Source organism: Novosphingobium mississippiense (genome assembly GCF_044029535.1).
In the GTDB taxonomy this organism is placed as follows: Bacteria; Pseudomonadota; Alphaproteobacteria; order Sphingomonadales; family Sphingomonadaceae; genus Novosphingobium.
The window spans coordinates 2140790-2155544 of the sequence record NZ_CP147001.1 but is presented as its reverse complement, the minus strand read 5'-3'; the positions used below and the strand labels follow the sequence as shown (position 1 = coordinate 2155544).

The 14755-nt window shown below is 64.9% G+C and carries 13 protein-coding genes; 8 read left to right on the top strand and 5 right to left on the bottom strand.

The features are described from left to right. Positions 1–26 precede the first annotated feature (26 nt). From WBP06_RS10300 to WBP06_RS10290, 3 genes are all read left to right on the top strand, one after another. Positions 27–647 carry a hypothetical protein gene (locus WBP06_RS10300; RefSeq protein WP_395327179.1) on the top strand — a complete coding sequence of 207 codons (621 nt, stop codon included), beginning with the start codon at positions 27–29 and terminating at the stop codon, positions 645–647. Positions 648–833: 186 nt separating this feature from the next. Next, entirely contained in the window at positions 834–2294 is a 1461-nt protein-coding gene (locus tag WBP06_RS10295) for a DEAD/DEAH box helicase (RefSeq protein WP_395327178.1), read from the top strand. A gap of 150 nt (positions 2295–2444) precedes the next feature. Further along, on the top strand, positions 2445–3890 hold the full coding sequence (locus tag WBP06_RS10290; protein ID WP_395327176.1) for a carboxylesterase/lipase family protein: 1446 nt from the start codon (positions 2445–2447) through the stop codon (positions 3888–3890). 24 nt (positions 3891–3914) lie between these two features. On the opposite strand, the gene WBP06_RS10285 is transcribed toward WBP06_RS10290, so the two are convergent. Next, a complete protein-coding gene (locus WBP06_RS10285) occupies positions 3915–4715 on the bottom strand; it encodes a sterol desaturase family protein (RefSeq protein ID WP_395327174.1) in 801 nt (266 codons plus the stop codon). Positions 4716–4884: 169 nt separating this feature from the next. On the opposite strand from WBP06_RS10285, the gene WBP06_RS10280 reads away from it, so the two are divergent. Then, positions 4885–5484 (top strand): methyltransferase family protein, encoded by a 600-nt coding sequence (locus WBP06_RS10280; protein ID WP_395327172.1) that lies wholly within the window; start codon positions 4885–4887, stop codon positions 5482–5484. A 20-nt stretch (positions 5485–5504) separates the two neighbouring features. On the opposite strand, the gene WBP06_RS10275 is transcribed toward WBP06_RS10280, so the two are convergent. Beyond that, a complete protein-coding gene (locus WBP06_RS10275; protein WP_395327171.1) occupies positions 5505–7811 on the bottom strand; it encodes an ATP-dependent helicase in 2307 nt (768 codons plus the stop codon). 116 nt (positions 7812–7927) lie between these two features. Between WBP06_RS10275 and WBP06_RS10270 the strand changes: the two genes are divergently transcribed. Together WBP06_RS10270 and WBP06_RS10265 are read left to right on the top strand one after the other, a co-directional pair. Then, positions 7928–8536, top strand: coding sequence for a hypothetical protein (locus tag WBP06_RS10270; RefSeq protein WP_395327169.1), 609 nt, complete (start codon positions 7928–7930; stop codon positions 8534–8536). A 100-nt stretch (positions 8537–8636) separates the two neighbouring features. Beyond that, on the top strand, positions 8637–8897 hold the full coding sequence (locus WBP06_RS10265) for a hypothetical protein (RefSeq protein WP_395327167.1): 261 nt from the start codon (positions 8637–8639) through the stop codon (positions 8895–8897). Between the two features lie 25 nt (positions 8898–8922). Here WBP06_RS10265 and rsmD read toward each other — a convergent pair whose 3' ends face one another. Together rsmD and WBP06_RS10255 are read right to left on the bottom strand one after the other, a co-directional pair. Next, positions 8923–9498, bottom strand: coding sequence for a 16S rRNA (guanine(966)-N(2))-methyltransferase RsmD (rsmD, locus tag WBP06_RS10260; protein ID WP_395327165.1), 576 nt, complete (start codon positions 9496–9498; stop codon positions 8923–8925). After that, the gene (locus WBP06_RS10255; RefSeq protein ID WP_395327163.1) at positions 9495–11090 is read right to left on the bottom strand and encodes a pseudouridine synthase; all 1596 of its coding nucleotides are present in this window, start codon (positions 11088–11090) and stop codon (positions 9495–9497) included. The genes rsmD and WBP06_RS10255 overlap by 4 nt, the downstream gene beginning before the upstream one ends. A 111-nt stretch (positions 11091–11201) precedes the next feature. Between WBP06_RS10255 and WBP06_RS10250 the strand changes: the two genes are divergently transcribed. Further along, positions 11202–12539 (top strand): MFS transporter, encoded by a 1338-nt coding sequence (locus WBP06_RS10250; RefSeq protein WP_395327162.1) that lies wholly within the window; start codon positions 11202–11204, stop codon positions 12537–12539. Positions 12540–12624: 85 nt separating this feature from the next. Next, a complete protein-coding gene (locus WBP06_RS10245; RefSeq protein ID WP_395327160.1) occupies positions 12625–13347 on the top strand; it encodes a hypothetical protein in 723 nt (240 codons plus the stop codon). Positions 13348–13419: 72 nt separating this feature from the next. On the opposite strand, the gene WBP06_RS10240 is transcribed toward WBP06_RS10245, so the two are convergent. After that, positions 13420–14715 carry a bifunctional folylpolyglutamate synthase/dihydrofolate synthase gene (locus tag WBP06_RS10240; protein WP_395327158.1) on the bottom strand — a complete coding sequence of 432 codons (1296 nt, stop codon included), beginning with the start codon at positions 14713–14715 and terminating at the stop codon, positions 13420–13422. Positions 14716–14755 lie beyond the last annotated feature (40 nt).

Genomic DNA, 14755 nt, shown 5'->3' with positions numbered 1-14755 from the left:
GGGCCGTTCGGGGATCAGCTCTTTTCATGAATCTTGCGTCAGTCCTGCTCTACCCGCTCATGCTGCTGTTCCCGGCGGCAGGCGGAAGCGATCGGGGCAAGGGCGATTCGGCGCATCCTGCAGAGGCGGTGCAGCCCGATTCGTCGGGCTATGTCATGCCCGAAGGGGATGGGCCCGGTGGCTGGCCGGCGGACTGGTCCGACTCGGCCGGCGGTCACCCGGCCGCGGTCTTCGCGTTTCCGCGCCCCGATTCGGACGAGGCGTGGCAGATCCGAATCGAGCAGCGCATGACCATCCGCATTTCCCCGCGCGCGCCGCTGCCGGACCCTGACGGCCCGGAATCGCTGGCCGAAAGCGCCGGTTCGCCGCGCTATACGGAGCGCAAGATCGGCAAATGCCTGCCCATAGCGGGAATCGCGGGGGTTCAGCCGGAAGGGCAACGCAATCTGCTGCTATTCATGCGCGACCGCCGCATCATCAGTGCCGAGCTGGAAAAGGCCTGCCGCGCCGGTGCGTTCTATTCGGGATTCCTGCTATCCCGCTCTGCAGACGGGCAGCTTTGCGTGGATCGGGACACGCTGCTTTCGCGCAGCGGATCGAACTGCAAACTCACGCGACTGCGTCAACTGGTGGCCACAGGGCACTGAAACAATCGGGCAGAATCGTCCTCGGCGCGGATTTCCTTGACTTTCGGGGCAGTTCGCGCAAATGGGCCGCGTAGGTGTACGTTCGGTACGCACGAAAGGCCCCGGCCTGAACGCGTTGCGATGCCTTTGATGGCTACATCGGCGAATACCCTTGCTTCCCTGAACTTCGGATAAACCAGTCTGCCTATGAGCTTTGCCGATCTCGGCCTGTCTGACGAATTGCTGCACGCGGTGGAAACCGCGGGTTACAGCGAACCGACTCCAATTCAGGCGCAGGCCATTCCGCCGGTCCTCATGATGAAGGACCTTATCGGCATCGCGCAGACGGGTACCGGCAAGACTGCCAGCTTCGTGCTGCCGATGATCGACATCCTGGCCCACGGCCGCCGCCGCGCGCTGATGCCGCGCTCTCTGATTCTGGAACCGACGCGCGAACTGGCCGCGCAGGTTGCCGAGAATTTCGAGAAGTACGGCAAGAACCACGACCTGAAGATGGCGCTGCTGATCGGCGGCGTGCAGATGGGCGATCAGGTCAAGGCGCTGCAGGAAGGCGTGGACGTGCTGATCGCCACGCCCGGCCGCCTGATGGACCTGTTCGAACGCGGCAAGATCCTGCTCACGGGCTGCGAACTGCTGGTGATCGACGAGGCGGACCGCATGCTCGACATGGGCTTCATCCCCGACATCGAAAGCATCTGTTCGAAGCTGCCGACCAACCGGCAGACGCTGCTGTTTTCGGCTACGATGCCGCCGCCGATCAAGAAGCTGGCGGACCGCTTCCTGTCGAACCCCAAATACATCGAAGTCGCGCGTCCGGCCTCGACCAACACCAACATCGTCCAGCACAAGGTGGCGGTGCAGTCGCGGAAGAAGCGGGAGGTGCTGCGCCACCTGCTGCGCACGGACAATGTGACCACGGCGATCATCTTCGCCAACCGCAAGACCACGGTGCGCGAGCTGGCGAAGAGCCTGAAAAGCCACGGCTTTGCCGCCGGCGAAATTCACGGCGACATGGACCAGCCCGCGCGTCTGGCCGAACTGCAGAACTTCAAGGACGGGGTGATCAACATCCTGGTCGCCTCCGACGTTGCCGCCCGCGGGCTCGACGTGAAGGGCGTTAGCCACGTCTTCAATTTCGACACGCCCTGGCATCCGGACGACTACGTCCACCGCATCGGCCGCACCGGCCGTGGCGGCGCCACGGGCCGCGCCTTCACGCTGGTCGCCCCGGAAGATGCCGAGGCCATCGAAGGCGTGGAGAAGCTGACCGGTGGCAAGATTCCCGTGTTCGAGGTCGCGCTTGAGGATGCCGCGCCTGCGCGCTCGGCGACGCGTTCTGCGGAGCGTGAGGAAAAGCCGCGCCGCGAAAAGCGCGAACGTACCGAGCGTCGCGATGAACGGCCCGAGCCCCGCGCCCGCGAGGATCGCGAAGAGCGGTCGGCACGTCGTCCTGCCCGCGAACGCGCTCCGGCCGTTCGCGAAAGCGTTCCGACCATTCGCGAAAGCGCTCCGGAACGCGAGGCTAAGGTGCCTGCCAAGGCGCCGCGCAACGACAATCGCCGCAACCGCCGTCGTGAGGAAGAGCCGGCCGATATGGGCTGGAACGGCCCGATCCCGGAATTCCTCGGCGTTTCGGCCCTGGCCTGACACCCGCATCGCAAGTCAGCCTGATCAAGTCTTTCGGGGAGCCCAACGGCTCCCCGTTTGCTTTTTTGGTGCGCTTTTTTCCGGCATCTTGCTTGATGGCCGCCGCCGGCCTGTGTCAGAGCTAGGTCTTTCAAGACAGGGAGTTGGCATATGCGATGGGCGGCAGGCAGGGGGGCGAAACTGGCTCTGGCGCTATCGCTCTGTCTTGGTGCGGCCTGTGCGGCGCATGCCGACCCGGAAACCGTCGTGCAGGTTGAGAACGGCAGCCTGGAAGGGAGCGAGACGGATGGCGTCCTGAGTTGGAAGGGCATTCCCTTCGCCGCTCCGCCAGTTGGAGACTTGCGCTGGCGCGCACCGCAATCGGCGGCGGACTGGGACGGCGTCCGCAAGGCGACCGAATATGGGCACGACTGCATGCAGAAGCCGTTTGACGGCGATGCAGCGCCGCTGGGTACCCCTCCCGCCGAGGATTGCCTCTATGCCAATGTCTGGCGGCCGGAGAAGGCGGGCGGCAAGCTGCCGGTGGTGGTGTGGATCTACGGCGGCGGCTTCGTCAATGGCGGTGCCTCGCCGCCCACTTATTCGGGTGCCGAGCTGGCGAAGCAGGGTGTGCTGTTCTTCAGCTTCAACTACCGCGTCGGCCGTTTCGGCACTTTCGCCCATCCTGCGTTGACGGCGGCGGATGCCGATGTCGGCCTGCTGGGCAATTACGGCTATCTGGACCAGATCGCGGCGCTGACATGGCTTCAGCGCAATATCGCGGCTTTCGGCGGCGATCCCGACAATGTGACGATCATCGGTGAGAGCGCGGGCGGCATGTCGGTGCACAATCTCGTCACCTCGCCGATGGCCAACGGGCTGTTCGACAAGGCGGTGGTCATGTCCGGCGGCGATGGAAAGATGCTGTTCGATCATGACCTTGCCACCGTGGAGGCGGACGGTCTGCGCTTCGCCGGAGGGAAGGGTATCGCGCCCGACGATCCCGACGCGCTGGCCAAGCTGCGGGCGCTATCGGCCGACGACGTGGTGGATGGCCTGAGCCTCGTCGCGCTTTTCGCGCCTTCGGATGCGCCGCGCACGTTCGCCAGTCCGTTCCCGGACGGACGCATCGCGGTGGATCAGCGCAAGGCTTATGCTTCGGCGGAGTTCCGTCAGGTGCCGATGATCATCGGTGCTACCAGCGACGATATGGGCGGGGTGAGCGGCAGCATGATCACCGGTGCGCGGCAGATTTCCGGGCTGATCGCCGATCAGGGCGTTCCGGTCTGGGAATACCGCTTCGGCTATGTCGCCAGTTCGATCGCTTCCGACGGCAAGGGTGCCGCGCATGCTAGCGACATTCCCTTCTTCCTTGCCACGCAGGCGATCAAGTATGGCGAAGCGACGAGCGAGCGCGACAACCAGATGGGCCGAATTGCCAGCGGCTACATCGTGAATTTCGCGAAGACCGGCGATCCCAATGGGTCGGGACTTCCGGCGTGGAAGTCGCGATCAAGGCAGGGTGAGGCAATCATGGAATTTGCCCCCGACGGCACCGCGACCTACGGGCCGGATCCCTTGCTGTCGCAGATCGAGGCGGTTTCCGCAGGACAGTAGCTGCGAAGGAAAGGTTGGCCGCGCTTAGGCGGAGGGTGAGCCTTTCAGTGCCTGCCCACTGTCGGCCACGTCGGCTGGCTGCTTGCGGAATGGGGCGATCAGGTGGTCCGCAAAGTCTTCCGCAGGAGCCGGATCCACGCCGAAGCGGGTAGGGCGCTCCGTTTCGGGGCGATAGGCGGTACCGAACAGCTTGTCCCAGATCACCAGTTGCGAACCGAAGTTGGTATCGTAGGCTTCGACCTCGTCGGCGTGATGCCAGTGATGGATGCGGGGCGGGGTGAAGATCGCTTCCAGCGGGCCGAATGAAAGGCGCGTGTCCGCATGCAACAGGTTGGCGTGAAGGGTATACACGCCGAGATAGATCGCCATCGCCAGCGGAGAGAAAGCCACAAGACACACCGGCAGTGCCGTGGCCGTGGCGAAGATCACCTGTGCCACCGGATGGACGCGCGCCGTGGCCAGCCAGTCCAGATGCGGGCTGGAATGGTGGATGCGATGGAAACGCCAGAGGAACGGCACGGCGTGGAAGCTGCGATGCACGCACCAGATGATCAGGTCGCACACCAGCAGCAGCACGATCACCTGCAACCACACCGGGGCGTAGCCGACCAGGCTGATTACCGGCGCGGACGGAGCAAACCATGTCAGCAGGATCACGGCGCCGAATCGAATGACCAGCGCGCCGATCGTGGCGTGGAGCAGATCGGCAACCAGTCCCGCGCGGGTACGGCGCGTGCCGCCCCTTGCCGGCAACAGCCGCTCCAGCGGGATCAGGAACAGCGCCACAAGCACCAGCGGGCGCAGGATGACGGCGATTTCATGCATCTGGCTGGCCCTGCGACAAGGAAGGAACCGGGCAGCCATAGGCCGGTGATGGTTTCGCGAACCTAAACATCCGTTCGGATGACCGCGGAAGCTGCTTAAATGGCTGTTTACCAGTGTCCGGTTAAATGGATTGCATGCCTCGACCGGTGCGGCGGGGCGGGAGACATTGATGACACTGGCTCGCCTGATCCATCTTGCCGAATGCGCGTTTCTGCTTCTGCTGGCCTATCTGGTGGTCAATCGCCTGCTCCCGGCGGTACCGCAGCATCCCCAGTTGGTGGTCTTCCTGATCGCCGAACTGCTGGGCGTGGCGCTGATCCTGATCCAGCGTCCGGGAGATGTGGCTACAGGCGTCAAGCCCGTGCTCGTCGGCTTTGTCGGCACGTGTGCGGGCCTGCTGATCGTTCCGAATGGTGTGCAGCTTGCGCCGGATTTCGTCTCCACCACGCTCATCGTTGGCGGAGTCACCCTGTCGATCTTTGCGAAGCTTTCGTTGCGCCGCAGCTTCGGGCTGGTCGCGGCCAATCGTGGGGTGAAGAGCGGCGGTCTTTACCGGGTGGTCCGCCATCCGATGTACATGGCCTATATCGTCAACCAGGTTGGATACCTGCTGCTCTATCTCTCGCCCTGGAATGTCGCGATCTATGCCGTGACCTGGATCCTGCTGTGGATGCGCACGGAAGAGGAGGAGAAAATCCTCAACAAAGATCCCGACTATCGCGACTATGCGGCGAAAGTCCGTTCGCGACTGGTGCCCGGTTTGATCTGAACGCCTGATCCAGAATCGGCTCAGACTTCGCTGGCGGGCTTCACGAAACTGTCCAGCACGCGCTTGGCGCCGGCCTGTTCGAACTCGATCTCCAGCTTGTTGCCTTCCTGCCCGGTGACTTTGCCGTAGCCGAATTTTTCATGAAAGACGCGGGCGCCGATCTCGATATCGGTGCGCGGCTTCGCTGCGAAGCTGGCGGCGCTGCGTGTCGATTCGGCGATGCGGCGCGGTTTGGGATCGTATTCCTGCGCCGCTGCGCGCTGCCACCCCGGGCCGCGCGTCAAGGTCCGCGCCGGCTGCGCGCGGGCGACTTCGGCAAAGGGATCCGCCATTTCGGTCCATTGCGCCCGCCAGAGCGAGGCGCCGCCCGACAGCGTGGTTTCCGCATCCACGTGATCTTCCGGCAGTTCCGCAATGAAGCGCGAAGGTATCGAACTGGTCCATTGGCCATAGATGCGGCGGTTGGCGGCATGAAGGATCGTGCACTTGCGCCGCGCGCGGGTAATGGCGACGTAAGCGAGGCGGCGCTCTTCCTCCAGGCTGGCAAGTCCGCCTTCGTCCATCGCCCGCTGAGAGGGGAACACGCCTTCCTCCCAACCCGGCAGGAACACGTTGTCGAACTCCAGCCCCTTGGCCGCGTGCATGGTCATGATGGTGACCTTTTCCTCGTCCGCAGCAGCATCGTTGTCCATGACGAGACTGACGTGTTCGAGGAAATCGCCGAGGCTTTCATATTCCTCCATGGCGCGCGCGAGTTCGACCAGGTTTTCGAGGCGACCGGCAGCTTCGGGCGTCTTTTCGGCCTGCAACGCGTCGGTATAGCCGCTTTCATCCAGCACGGTGCGCATCAGATCGGCCGGATTTTCGGTGCCCGACAGGTCGCGCCAGCGCGCGAAATCGCGCATCAGCGAGAGGAAGGTGTTGCGTGCGCGGGCGGGCAGTTCGTCGGTATCGGCAATCTCGATCGCGGCCATGGCGAGCGGAATGCCCCGGCGCCGCGCGAGCGTGTGCAGCGCTTCCAGCGCCTTGGCGCCAAGGCCGCGCTTGGGCGCGTTGTAGATCCGCTCGAAAGCAAGGTCGTCCGCAGGTTGTGCGATCACGCGCAGATAGGCGAGGGCGTCGCGGATTTCGGCGCGCTCATAGAAGCGGAAGCCGCCGACGATGCGGTACTTCATGCCGATGGAGATGAAGCGGTCTTCGAACTCGCGCGTCTGGTACTGCGCGCGCACGAGGATGGCGATCTGGTCGAGCGGTGCGCCTTCGCGCTCCAGTCGCTCGATCTCGTCGCCCACGCGGCGTGCTTCCTCGGGCGCGTCCCACACGCCGATCACGCGCACCTTCTCACCGGGGTGGCGCTCGGTCCACAGGGTCTTGCCCAGGCGCTGCGTATTCTCGCCGATCAGGCCCGAGGCGGCGGCCAGGATCTGCGGGGTGGAGCGATAGTTCTGCTCCAGCCGGATCACCTTGGCGCCCGGGAAATCCTTTTCAAACTTCAGGATATTGGCCACTTCGGCGCCGCGCCAGGAGTAGATCGACTGGTCATCGTCGCCCACCACGCAGATGTTCTTGCGCTCCTGCGCGATCAGTCGCAGCCAGAGGTACTGAACCTGGTTGGTGTCCTGATATTCGTCCACCATCACGTATTTGAAGCGCTGCTGATACTGCTGCAGCACATCGCGATTGGTGCGCAGGATGTTGAGCATGTGGAGCAGCAGATCGCCGAAATCGCAGGCGTTCAGCGTCTTCAGGCGATCCTGATAGAGCTGGTAGAACTTCTGCCCCCGCCCGTTGGCATAGGCTTCGCTTTCCCCGGCATCGAGGTCGGCGGGGTTGAGGCCGCGATTCTTCCAGCGATCGATGCAGCCGGCCAGTTGGCGGGCGGGCCAGCGCTTTTCGTCCAGCCCCTCGGCCTGGATGAGTTGCTTCAGGACGCGAAGCTGATCGTCGGTATCGATGATCGTGAAGTTCGGTTGCAGCCCCACCAGTTCGGCATGGCGGCGCAGCATCTTCGCGGCGATCGCATGGAAGGTGCCAAGCCAAGGCATCCCTTCAACGGCAGGGCCGATCAGGTGCCCCACACGTTCGCGCATTTCGCGCGCGGCCTTGTTGGTGAAGGTGACGCAGAGGATCTCGCTCGGCCAGGCAAGCCGGCTGCGGACGAGGTGCGCCAGCCTGCGCGTCAACGCCGCGGTCTTTCCGGTGCCTGCGCCTGCCAGCATCAGCACCGGGCCTTCCGTGGTCAGCACCGCCTCCCGCTGGGGCGGGTTCAGCCCCTCGATCAAGGGGTCGGAAGAGGCGTCAGGCTGGGAGGATTGCAGATCGTTCACCCGTGAACATCTAGGGAACGGGGCGTCGTGGCGCAAGGTCGCTTCGTCGCATCGCCGGAACAATCCCCGGGGCCGGGCGTCGATTTCGCATAGCGATAAACATGGAGAGAGATGCCATGGTTACGAAACTTCTGGCCGGCGTCGCAGCGCTTTCGCTGGCGGCACTTTCCGGCCCGATCCTTGCCCAGAGCACTATGGGAGATACCGACCCCGCCCCGGAAGCGCCACCGTCGCCGGCCGCGCCGTCCGATTCCGGGGCCATGACGGCCGATCAGAAGGCCACTTACGATTCCTGGCCGGCCGACATGAAGGCCGACTACGATTCGTGGACTCCGGAATACAAGGCTTACTTCTGGAACCTTACGGGAGAGCAGCAGCGCGGCTATTGGGCGCTGACGCCGGACCAGCGCGGCCAGATCTACAAGATGAGCCCGGAACAGCAGCAGGTCGCGTGGAACGCAGTGGCCCAGCAGCTTAATGGGCAGAAGCCCACGACACCGGCGGCGCAGGCGAACCCTCCGGGTGAGGGGATGCCCACCACCGGCGTGCCCGATCCCAAGATGGCGGCACAGTCGGTGCCACCGGCCATGCCCGCGGACGAAAACTATCAGGGCGGCCCCTACAAGGGCGCGCTGACGCCGCCGCCGGCAACGGCCATGAACAAGACCTATCCGAAATGCAGCAAGACGGTGACGGACAATTGCCGCAATCGCGGCGGCGTCTGACTGGCCCCAAAAAGCATGGTTGGAAAAGTATAGTTGGAACCGAACCCCGCCCGGTGTATTTCACCGGGCGGGGTTCGTCTCATCAGATGGAGAAATCCGGATGTCCCGCTACTTGCTTATACTTGCTGCCGCCGCCGTCGTGGCCCCGCTTGGAGCCATCGCCATCGCCCAGGACGCCGCGCCGCAGAAGGCTGACGTAACGGCGCGTGACAGCCGTGGCCGACCGACCGAGGTTTCCATCGATGGCCAGACCTACAAGGTCTGTTCTTCGACGGTGAAGGACAGCTGCATCAATCCCAGCCAGATCGGGATGACGCACAAGGCTGCGACCAAGAAGTCATCCGGCCACAAGAAGAAGTAGTCTTCTGTCGCAAGAGTAACGGCGGTCAGTCGGGGGTGCGGCGCAGTATGTGCAGCCGCGCCTTGCCGACGTCACGCGTGGATTCGACCTCGAAGCCGCGGATCGACACATTCTCGTCGCGCCCGGTTTCGAGGCTGATCCACGTCTGGTCACCGATCCAGCCCAGCCGGTTCAGCTTGTCCACCGCAACCGCCCCCGCGCCGGTGTCGTAAGGCGGATCCAGCAGGACAAGGTCCAGCGTGTCCTTCGCTGCGCCCAGCGAGAGGACGGACCCGGCACGCACGTCGCTCTGCGCTTGCGCGTGCAAGTTGGCGATATTGGTGCGGATCGCCCGGATCGCGCCGGGATCCTGATCTACGAACAGGCAGTGCGCGGCGCCGCGTGACAGCGCCTCAAGCCCGAGCGCGCCCGATCCCGCGAAGAGATCGGCCACTTTCAGCCCTTCGAACGTGCCAAGGCGGCTCGCCAGCATGGAGAACAGCGTCTCACGCGTGCGGTCGGCCGTTGGGCGCGTGGTGTCGCCCTCCGGCGTTGCCAGCTTGCGGCCGCGCCATTCGCCTGCGACGATGCGCAGGCCGGTCCGCACATTGGCGGGCTTCATGCCTCGCCTCCATCCTTTGGCCCGTCCTTCGGCGCGGCTTTCGCGCTGTTCTGGGCCAGCGTGCGGCGGAAGTTCTCCAACTCACGCTCGCTGACTTCGACGACCAGCCCCTTGGGCAGGTCAAGCAGGCGGAACGGGCCGTAGGAAATGCGGATCAGACGGCTGACCTGCAGGCCCAGATGCTCAAGCACGCGGCGCACTTCGCGGTTCTTGCCTTCGGTCAGGGTCATTTCGATCCACTGGTTGCGCCCGGTGCGGCGCTCCATGTTGGCGTCGATCTTGCCATAGATCACGCCATCGATCTCGATTCCCTCGATCAGGTCTTCCAGCTGGCTCTGCGTGATGTCGCCGAAGGTGCGCGCGCGGTAGGTGCGCGGCACGCCGGTGGCGGGCAGTTCCAGCTGGCGCTTGAACTCACCGTCGTTGGTCAGCAGCAGCAGGCCTTCGGTATTGAGGTCGAGGCGGCCGATCGGCATCACCCGGCCGGCGCCATCGGGCAGGGCGTTGTCGAGTGCGGTGTAGATCGTCGGGCGGCCCATCGGGTCACGCTCGGCCGTGATCAGGCCCGACGGCTTGTGGAAGATGAAGAGACGGGTTTCCTCCGCCTCCCGCACCGGATTGCCGTCGACCGTCACACCGCGCAGGTTGGGCAACACGGTGGAGGGCGTTTCGATCAGATCTTCGCCCAGCCGCACGCGGCCTTCGATGATCAGGCGTTCCGCCTCGCGGCGACTGGCGACACCGGCACGGGCCAGCAGCTTGGCGATGCGTTCGCCTTCGCGCACCGGCATTCCCGCCGTCTTGGCCGTGGGCGCGGCAGCGCGTGGCGCCGTGCGGACGGGCCGAGGGCGACGTTCTTCATGGCGACGTTCGCTGGAAGGGCGCTCGTCACGGAAGCGGTCGTTGCGGGGGAAGGCGCTGCCATCACGTTCCGACCGGCCGGCATAGGGCCGGCTGCCGAAGGATCTGCCATCCTCGGCCTTGTTGCGCGGGCCACGGCTGTACGTAGGCCCGTCGCTGCGCCGATCATCGCGCCGATTGTCGCGCTGTCCATCACGGTGGCCATCACGTTGGCTGCCGCTGCGTTCGTCGCGATTGCGGTCGCCCCGGGGGCGGTCATCGCTGCGATATTCGCCGGATTTCCGCTCGCCATAAGGGCGGCCGCCGAAGGGTTTGCCGTCATCGGCCTTGCGCGGGCCTCGGCCGTATGCGGGCCGGTCACCGCGTTGCCCGTCGCGCCGATCATCGCGCCGGTCGTCACGGTGACCGCCGCTGCGCTCGTCACGATTGCGGTCGCCACGAGGGCGCTCGTCGTTGCGATAGGCGTCGGATTTCCGTTCGCCATAGGGCCGGCTGCCGAAGGACTTGCCGCCATCGGGCTTTCGCGAACCGCTTGAATAAGTGGGCCTGTCGTCGCGACGGGCGTTGCCGGAATCTTCGCTGCGCCGGCCATCGCCACGACCGCGCGGGGCATCGCTGCGCTGGTTGTTACCGCGGGAGCCACCACTGCGCGGCCCGTCCCGGAAGGAGCCATCGCGCGAGCCGCCGCCGCCACGCTTCGGGCCGCCGGATTTAAAAGGAGGTTTGGACATTTGCCCGCCCATACCTGTTGATCGTCGCTTCATCCAGCCTTCCCTTGCGCCAAGGCCGCGTTAGGGTGCGGCAAATCAGCTTATTCGCGTGTCGAAACTGGAGATCACTGCGTGGACGCCCATAGCATCGAACAACGTCGCGGCGTCTGGGATGCGGTAAAACCCTATTTCGAGAAAGAATCGCTGGCCGCTTTCGCGCTGGGGCTATCCTCCGGATTTCCCTATGCGATGATCGGTGCCACGCTGACCACGCGCCTGGCGCAGGACGGGATCGACAAGAAGACCGTCACCGCCTTCACGCTGGCCTTTCTGGTCTACAACCTCAAAATCTTCTGGGCCTGGATCATCGATGGCGTGCGCCTGCCGGTGATCGGCAAGATGGGGCAGCGCGTTTCGTGGATGATGGTCTGCGGCCTGTTGGTGATCGCGGCGGTGCTGAACCTGGCCTTCGTCAATCCCGCCGCCGACATCGGCGCGACCGTGATTGCCGCCGTGCTGGTGGGCGCGGCGGGCGCCAGCTTCGACATCGTGATCGATGCTTATCGTATCGAAACGCTGAAGCCATACCAGTTGGGCACCGGATCGGGCATGAGCCAGTACGGCTGGCGCATCGGTTCGGCCGGCGCCGGTGCGCTGGCACTGGTGCTTGCCGCCCGCCACGGGTGGAGCGTGGGTTACGCGGCCTGTGCCTTCTTCGCGCTGCCCGCCATGTTGACGGCGGCTCTCCTGGGTGAGCCTGAACGCCGCAAGGTGGTGGTCGAAAAGCGTGGCGTGGTGGAAGTGTGGAACTCCATCGCCGGGCCTTTCGGGGAATTCTTCCGTCGCAACGGCGCGTGGCTGGTGCTGACGTTCATCTTCGTCCACAAGATCGGCGATACGCTGGCGAACCTGACGTTCCGCCTGCTGTTCGACGATCTGAAGTTCTCCAATGACGAGATCGCCTTCTACGACGTCGGCCTTGGCTTCTGGGCTTATTTCATCGGCGTGTTCATCGGCGGCGTGGCCTTTGCGAAGATGGGGCTCAAGCGCTCGGTCATGCTTTCGCTGATCCTGATGGGTGTTTCCAACCTGAGCTTTGCTGCGCTGGCAGCGGCGGGCCACAGCAACTGGGGGATGGCCGGTGCGATCGCTTTCGAGAACATCGCTTCGGGCTACGGTGGCGTGGTGATCGTCGCCTACTTCTCCGCGCTTTGCGACCTTCGCTACACCGCCGCGCAGTACGCGCTGATTTCGGCGGCGGCGAGTGTGATCGGGCGCACCCTTACCGGCACCACGGCAGGCACGTTGATAGAGGCCATGGGCTACGTGAACTTCTACCTGCTCACTACCGTTGCCTCGCTGCCGGGCATGGTGCTGTTCTGGTGGATGTGCCGCACCGGGTTGGTCGATCAAGCCATGGGCACGGCGGGGGAGGACGTTGCGGAGCTTGAGGCGGAGGCCGCGAACTGATCGATGCGTTCGCCGGCAGGGGAACTTGCCGGGAATTCGGCCGTTGGCTGGGACGCGGACTTTGCTTTGGGGAGATACCGGAACGATGCTGTTGAAGACCGTCTTCCTTGCCATGGCGAACACCCGCAGCGTCGCCGCCATTGCCGCTGGCGGCTTGGTCGCCATGGCGCCGTTATCTGCCCTTGCGGAAACACCGCGCGACATGCTGACGACGGCGGCATTCAAGACGGATGACAAGGCCAAGGCCCTGCAACTGATCGGGCAGGCCATCGCCAATGCGGACCGTGCTCTCGCCGCGCGGCCGGGAGACCGCGAGGCCGCACTCCAGCGCGGCGTCGCCATCGGCTATCGCGGAAAGCTGCTGCATAGCCGGACGGATGTGAAAGCCTCGCTGGATGTGTTCCAGCGCCTTCAGGCCCAAAATCCCCGCGATCCCGAAGTGCAGATGGCGATCGCGGCCTGGCACCTTGGCGCGGTGGACGAACTGGGCGGCTTTCTGGCCCGCACGGCACTGGGCGCGCGCAAGGACCAGGGATTGGCGGCAATGACGCGTGCGGTAGACCTTGGCGGCAATCAGGCGTTCTATCCCGGTCTTGCGGCCTTGCTGCAAATTCGCAGCGACCACGGTTCCATCGCGCAGAGCCGTAAGTTTGCAGAGGCGGCCGCGACGGCGCAGGCGGCGTCTCCGCTGGATGCCATCCTGAAGCGGGCGGCCCTGGCCATTCTGCCCGCGCTACGCGCCAATGACGGAAAGGCCGCTGCCGCGCTGGCGCTGAAGCTGCTGCCGTTCGGCAGGCTGACAAGCTAGAACGCTGACTCGCTACTCGAAAAAGCCTGTAAAACAGGATCATCGGCCGTTTGCGCGGCCGGATGCGCCGCTCTAGTCGGGAATTTCCGCGTTGGCCTTGAGCACGACGCCGGAAAGGTAGAGCGACCCGGCGATCAGCACCGGCAGGCCATCGTCGGGCAGGGCCGCAAGGGCGTCCACCACGCTGTCCGCTGCAAGGGCAGTGGGGCCGAAGCTTTCCGGGTCGTGGCAGTCATGGCCCGGAACCGGCACCGCGCGAATGCTGGCGATGCTCTGGGCCAGCGGAGCGGTCAGTGCGCGGGGATCCTTGTTCGCCAGCATACCGATGACGAGGTGCAGGCGCTGTCCTTCGAAATGGCGGGCGATGGCCAGCCCGGCGTCGGGATTGTGGCCGCCGTCCAGCCACACCTCGCGCGTGCCGGCGTGCTGCGTCAGCGGTCCCTGCGATAAGTGCTGTAGGCGTGCGGGCCAGCGGGCGGCGGCGATGCCTTCGGCCATGGCCTCCGGCGAAACAGCAACCCGGTCCTGATGGCGCAGGATGGCGACGGCCAGCGCGGCGTTCTCCGCCTGATGCGTGCCCGGCAGCGTGGGCAGCGGCAGCGTCAGTTCGCCATGGCGGTCCGAATATTCGATCACGTCACCCACGGCTGCGTCCCAATCGCGCCCGCGCATGTGCAGCGACGCACCGGCAACCATGGCAGCACGTTCGATTTCGAGTTCGGCGCTTTGCGGATAGGCCAGTGTGACGACTGGTGCCGGACTGCGGACGATGCCGGCCTTTTCGAACGCGATGCGGGCCAGCGGTTCTTCCGGCGCGCCTTCCTCCGGGCGCAGCAGGAATGCTTCGTGATCGATGCCGAGCGTGACGATGCCGCAGGCGGCCGGGTGTTCGAGCACGTTGGTGGCATCGAGGCGGCCGCCCAGGCCCACTTCGATCACGCAGGCATCCGCAGGCTCACGCGCGAAGGCCAGGAAGATGGCTGCCGTCGTCACTTCGAAGAAGCTGGGGCCAAGATCCTCGCCCGCGTCCAGCACTTCGCCCAGCAGGTCTGCCAGCATCTGGTCCGAGATCAGCTTGCCGCCCAGGCGGATGCGTTCGTTGTAGCGCACCAGATGCGGTTTCGTGGCCGAATGCACCTTCAGTCCTTGCGCCTCCAGCATGAAGCGCAAGTAGGTACAGGTCGATCCCTTGCCGTTGGTGCCGGCGACGTGGAAGGTGGGCGGCAGGCGCTTTTGCGGGTTGCCCAGACGGTCGAGCAGGGCAAGGATCGTCTCCAGCCCAAGTCGCCCCTGCGGGATAGAGAGCGCCGCCAGCCGGTCAAGCTGCGCCTGGACGCGCGGGTCTTCGGAAACGGCGAAGTCTTTCATGGCATCCGTCCGGAAAAGCACATCGCGGCAAGCCGTGTCG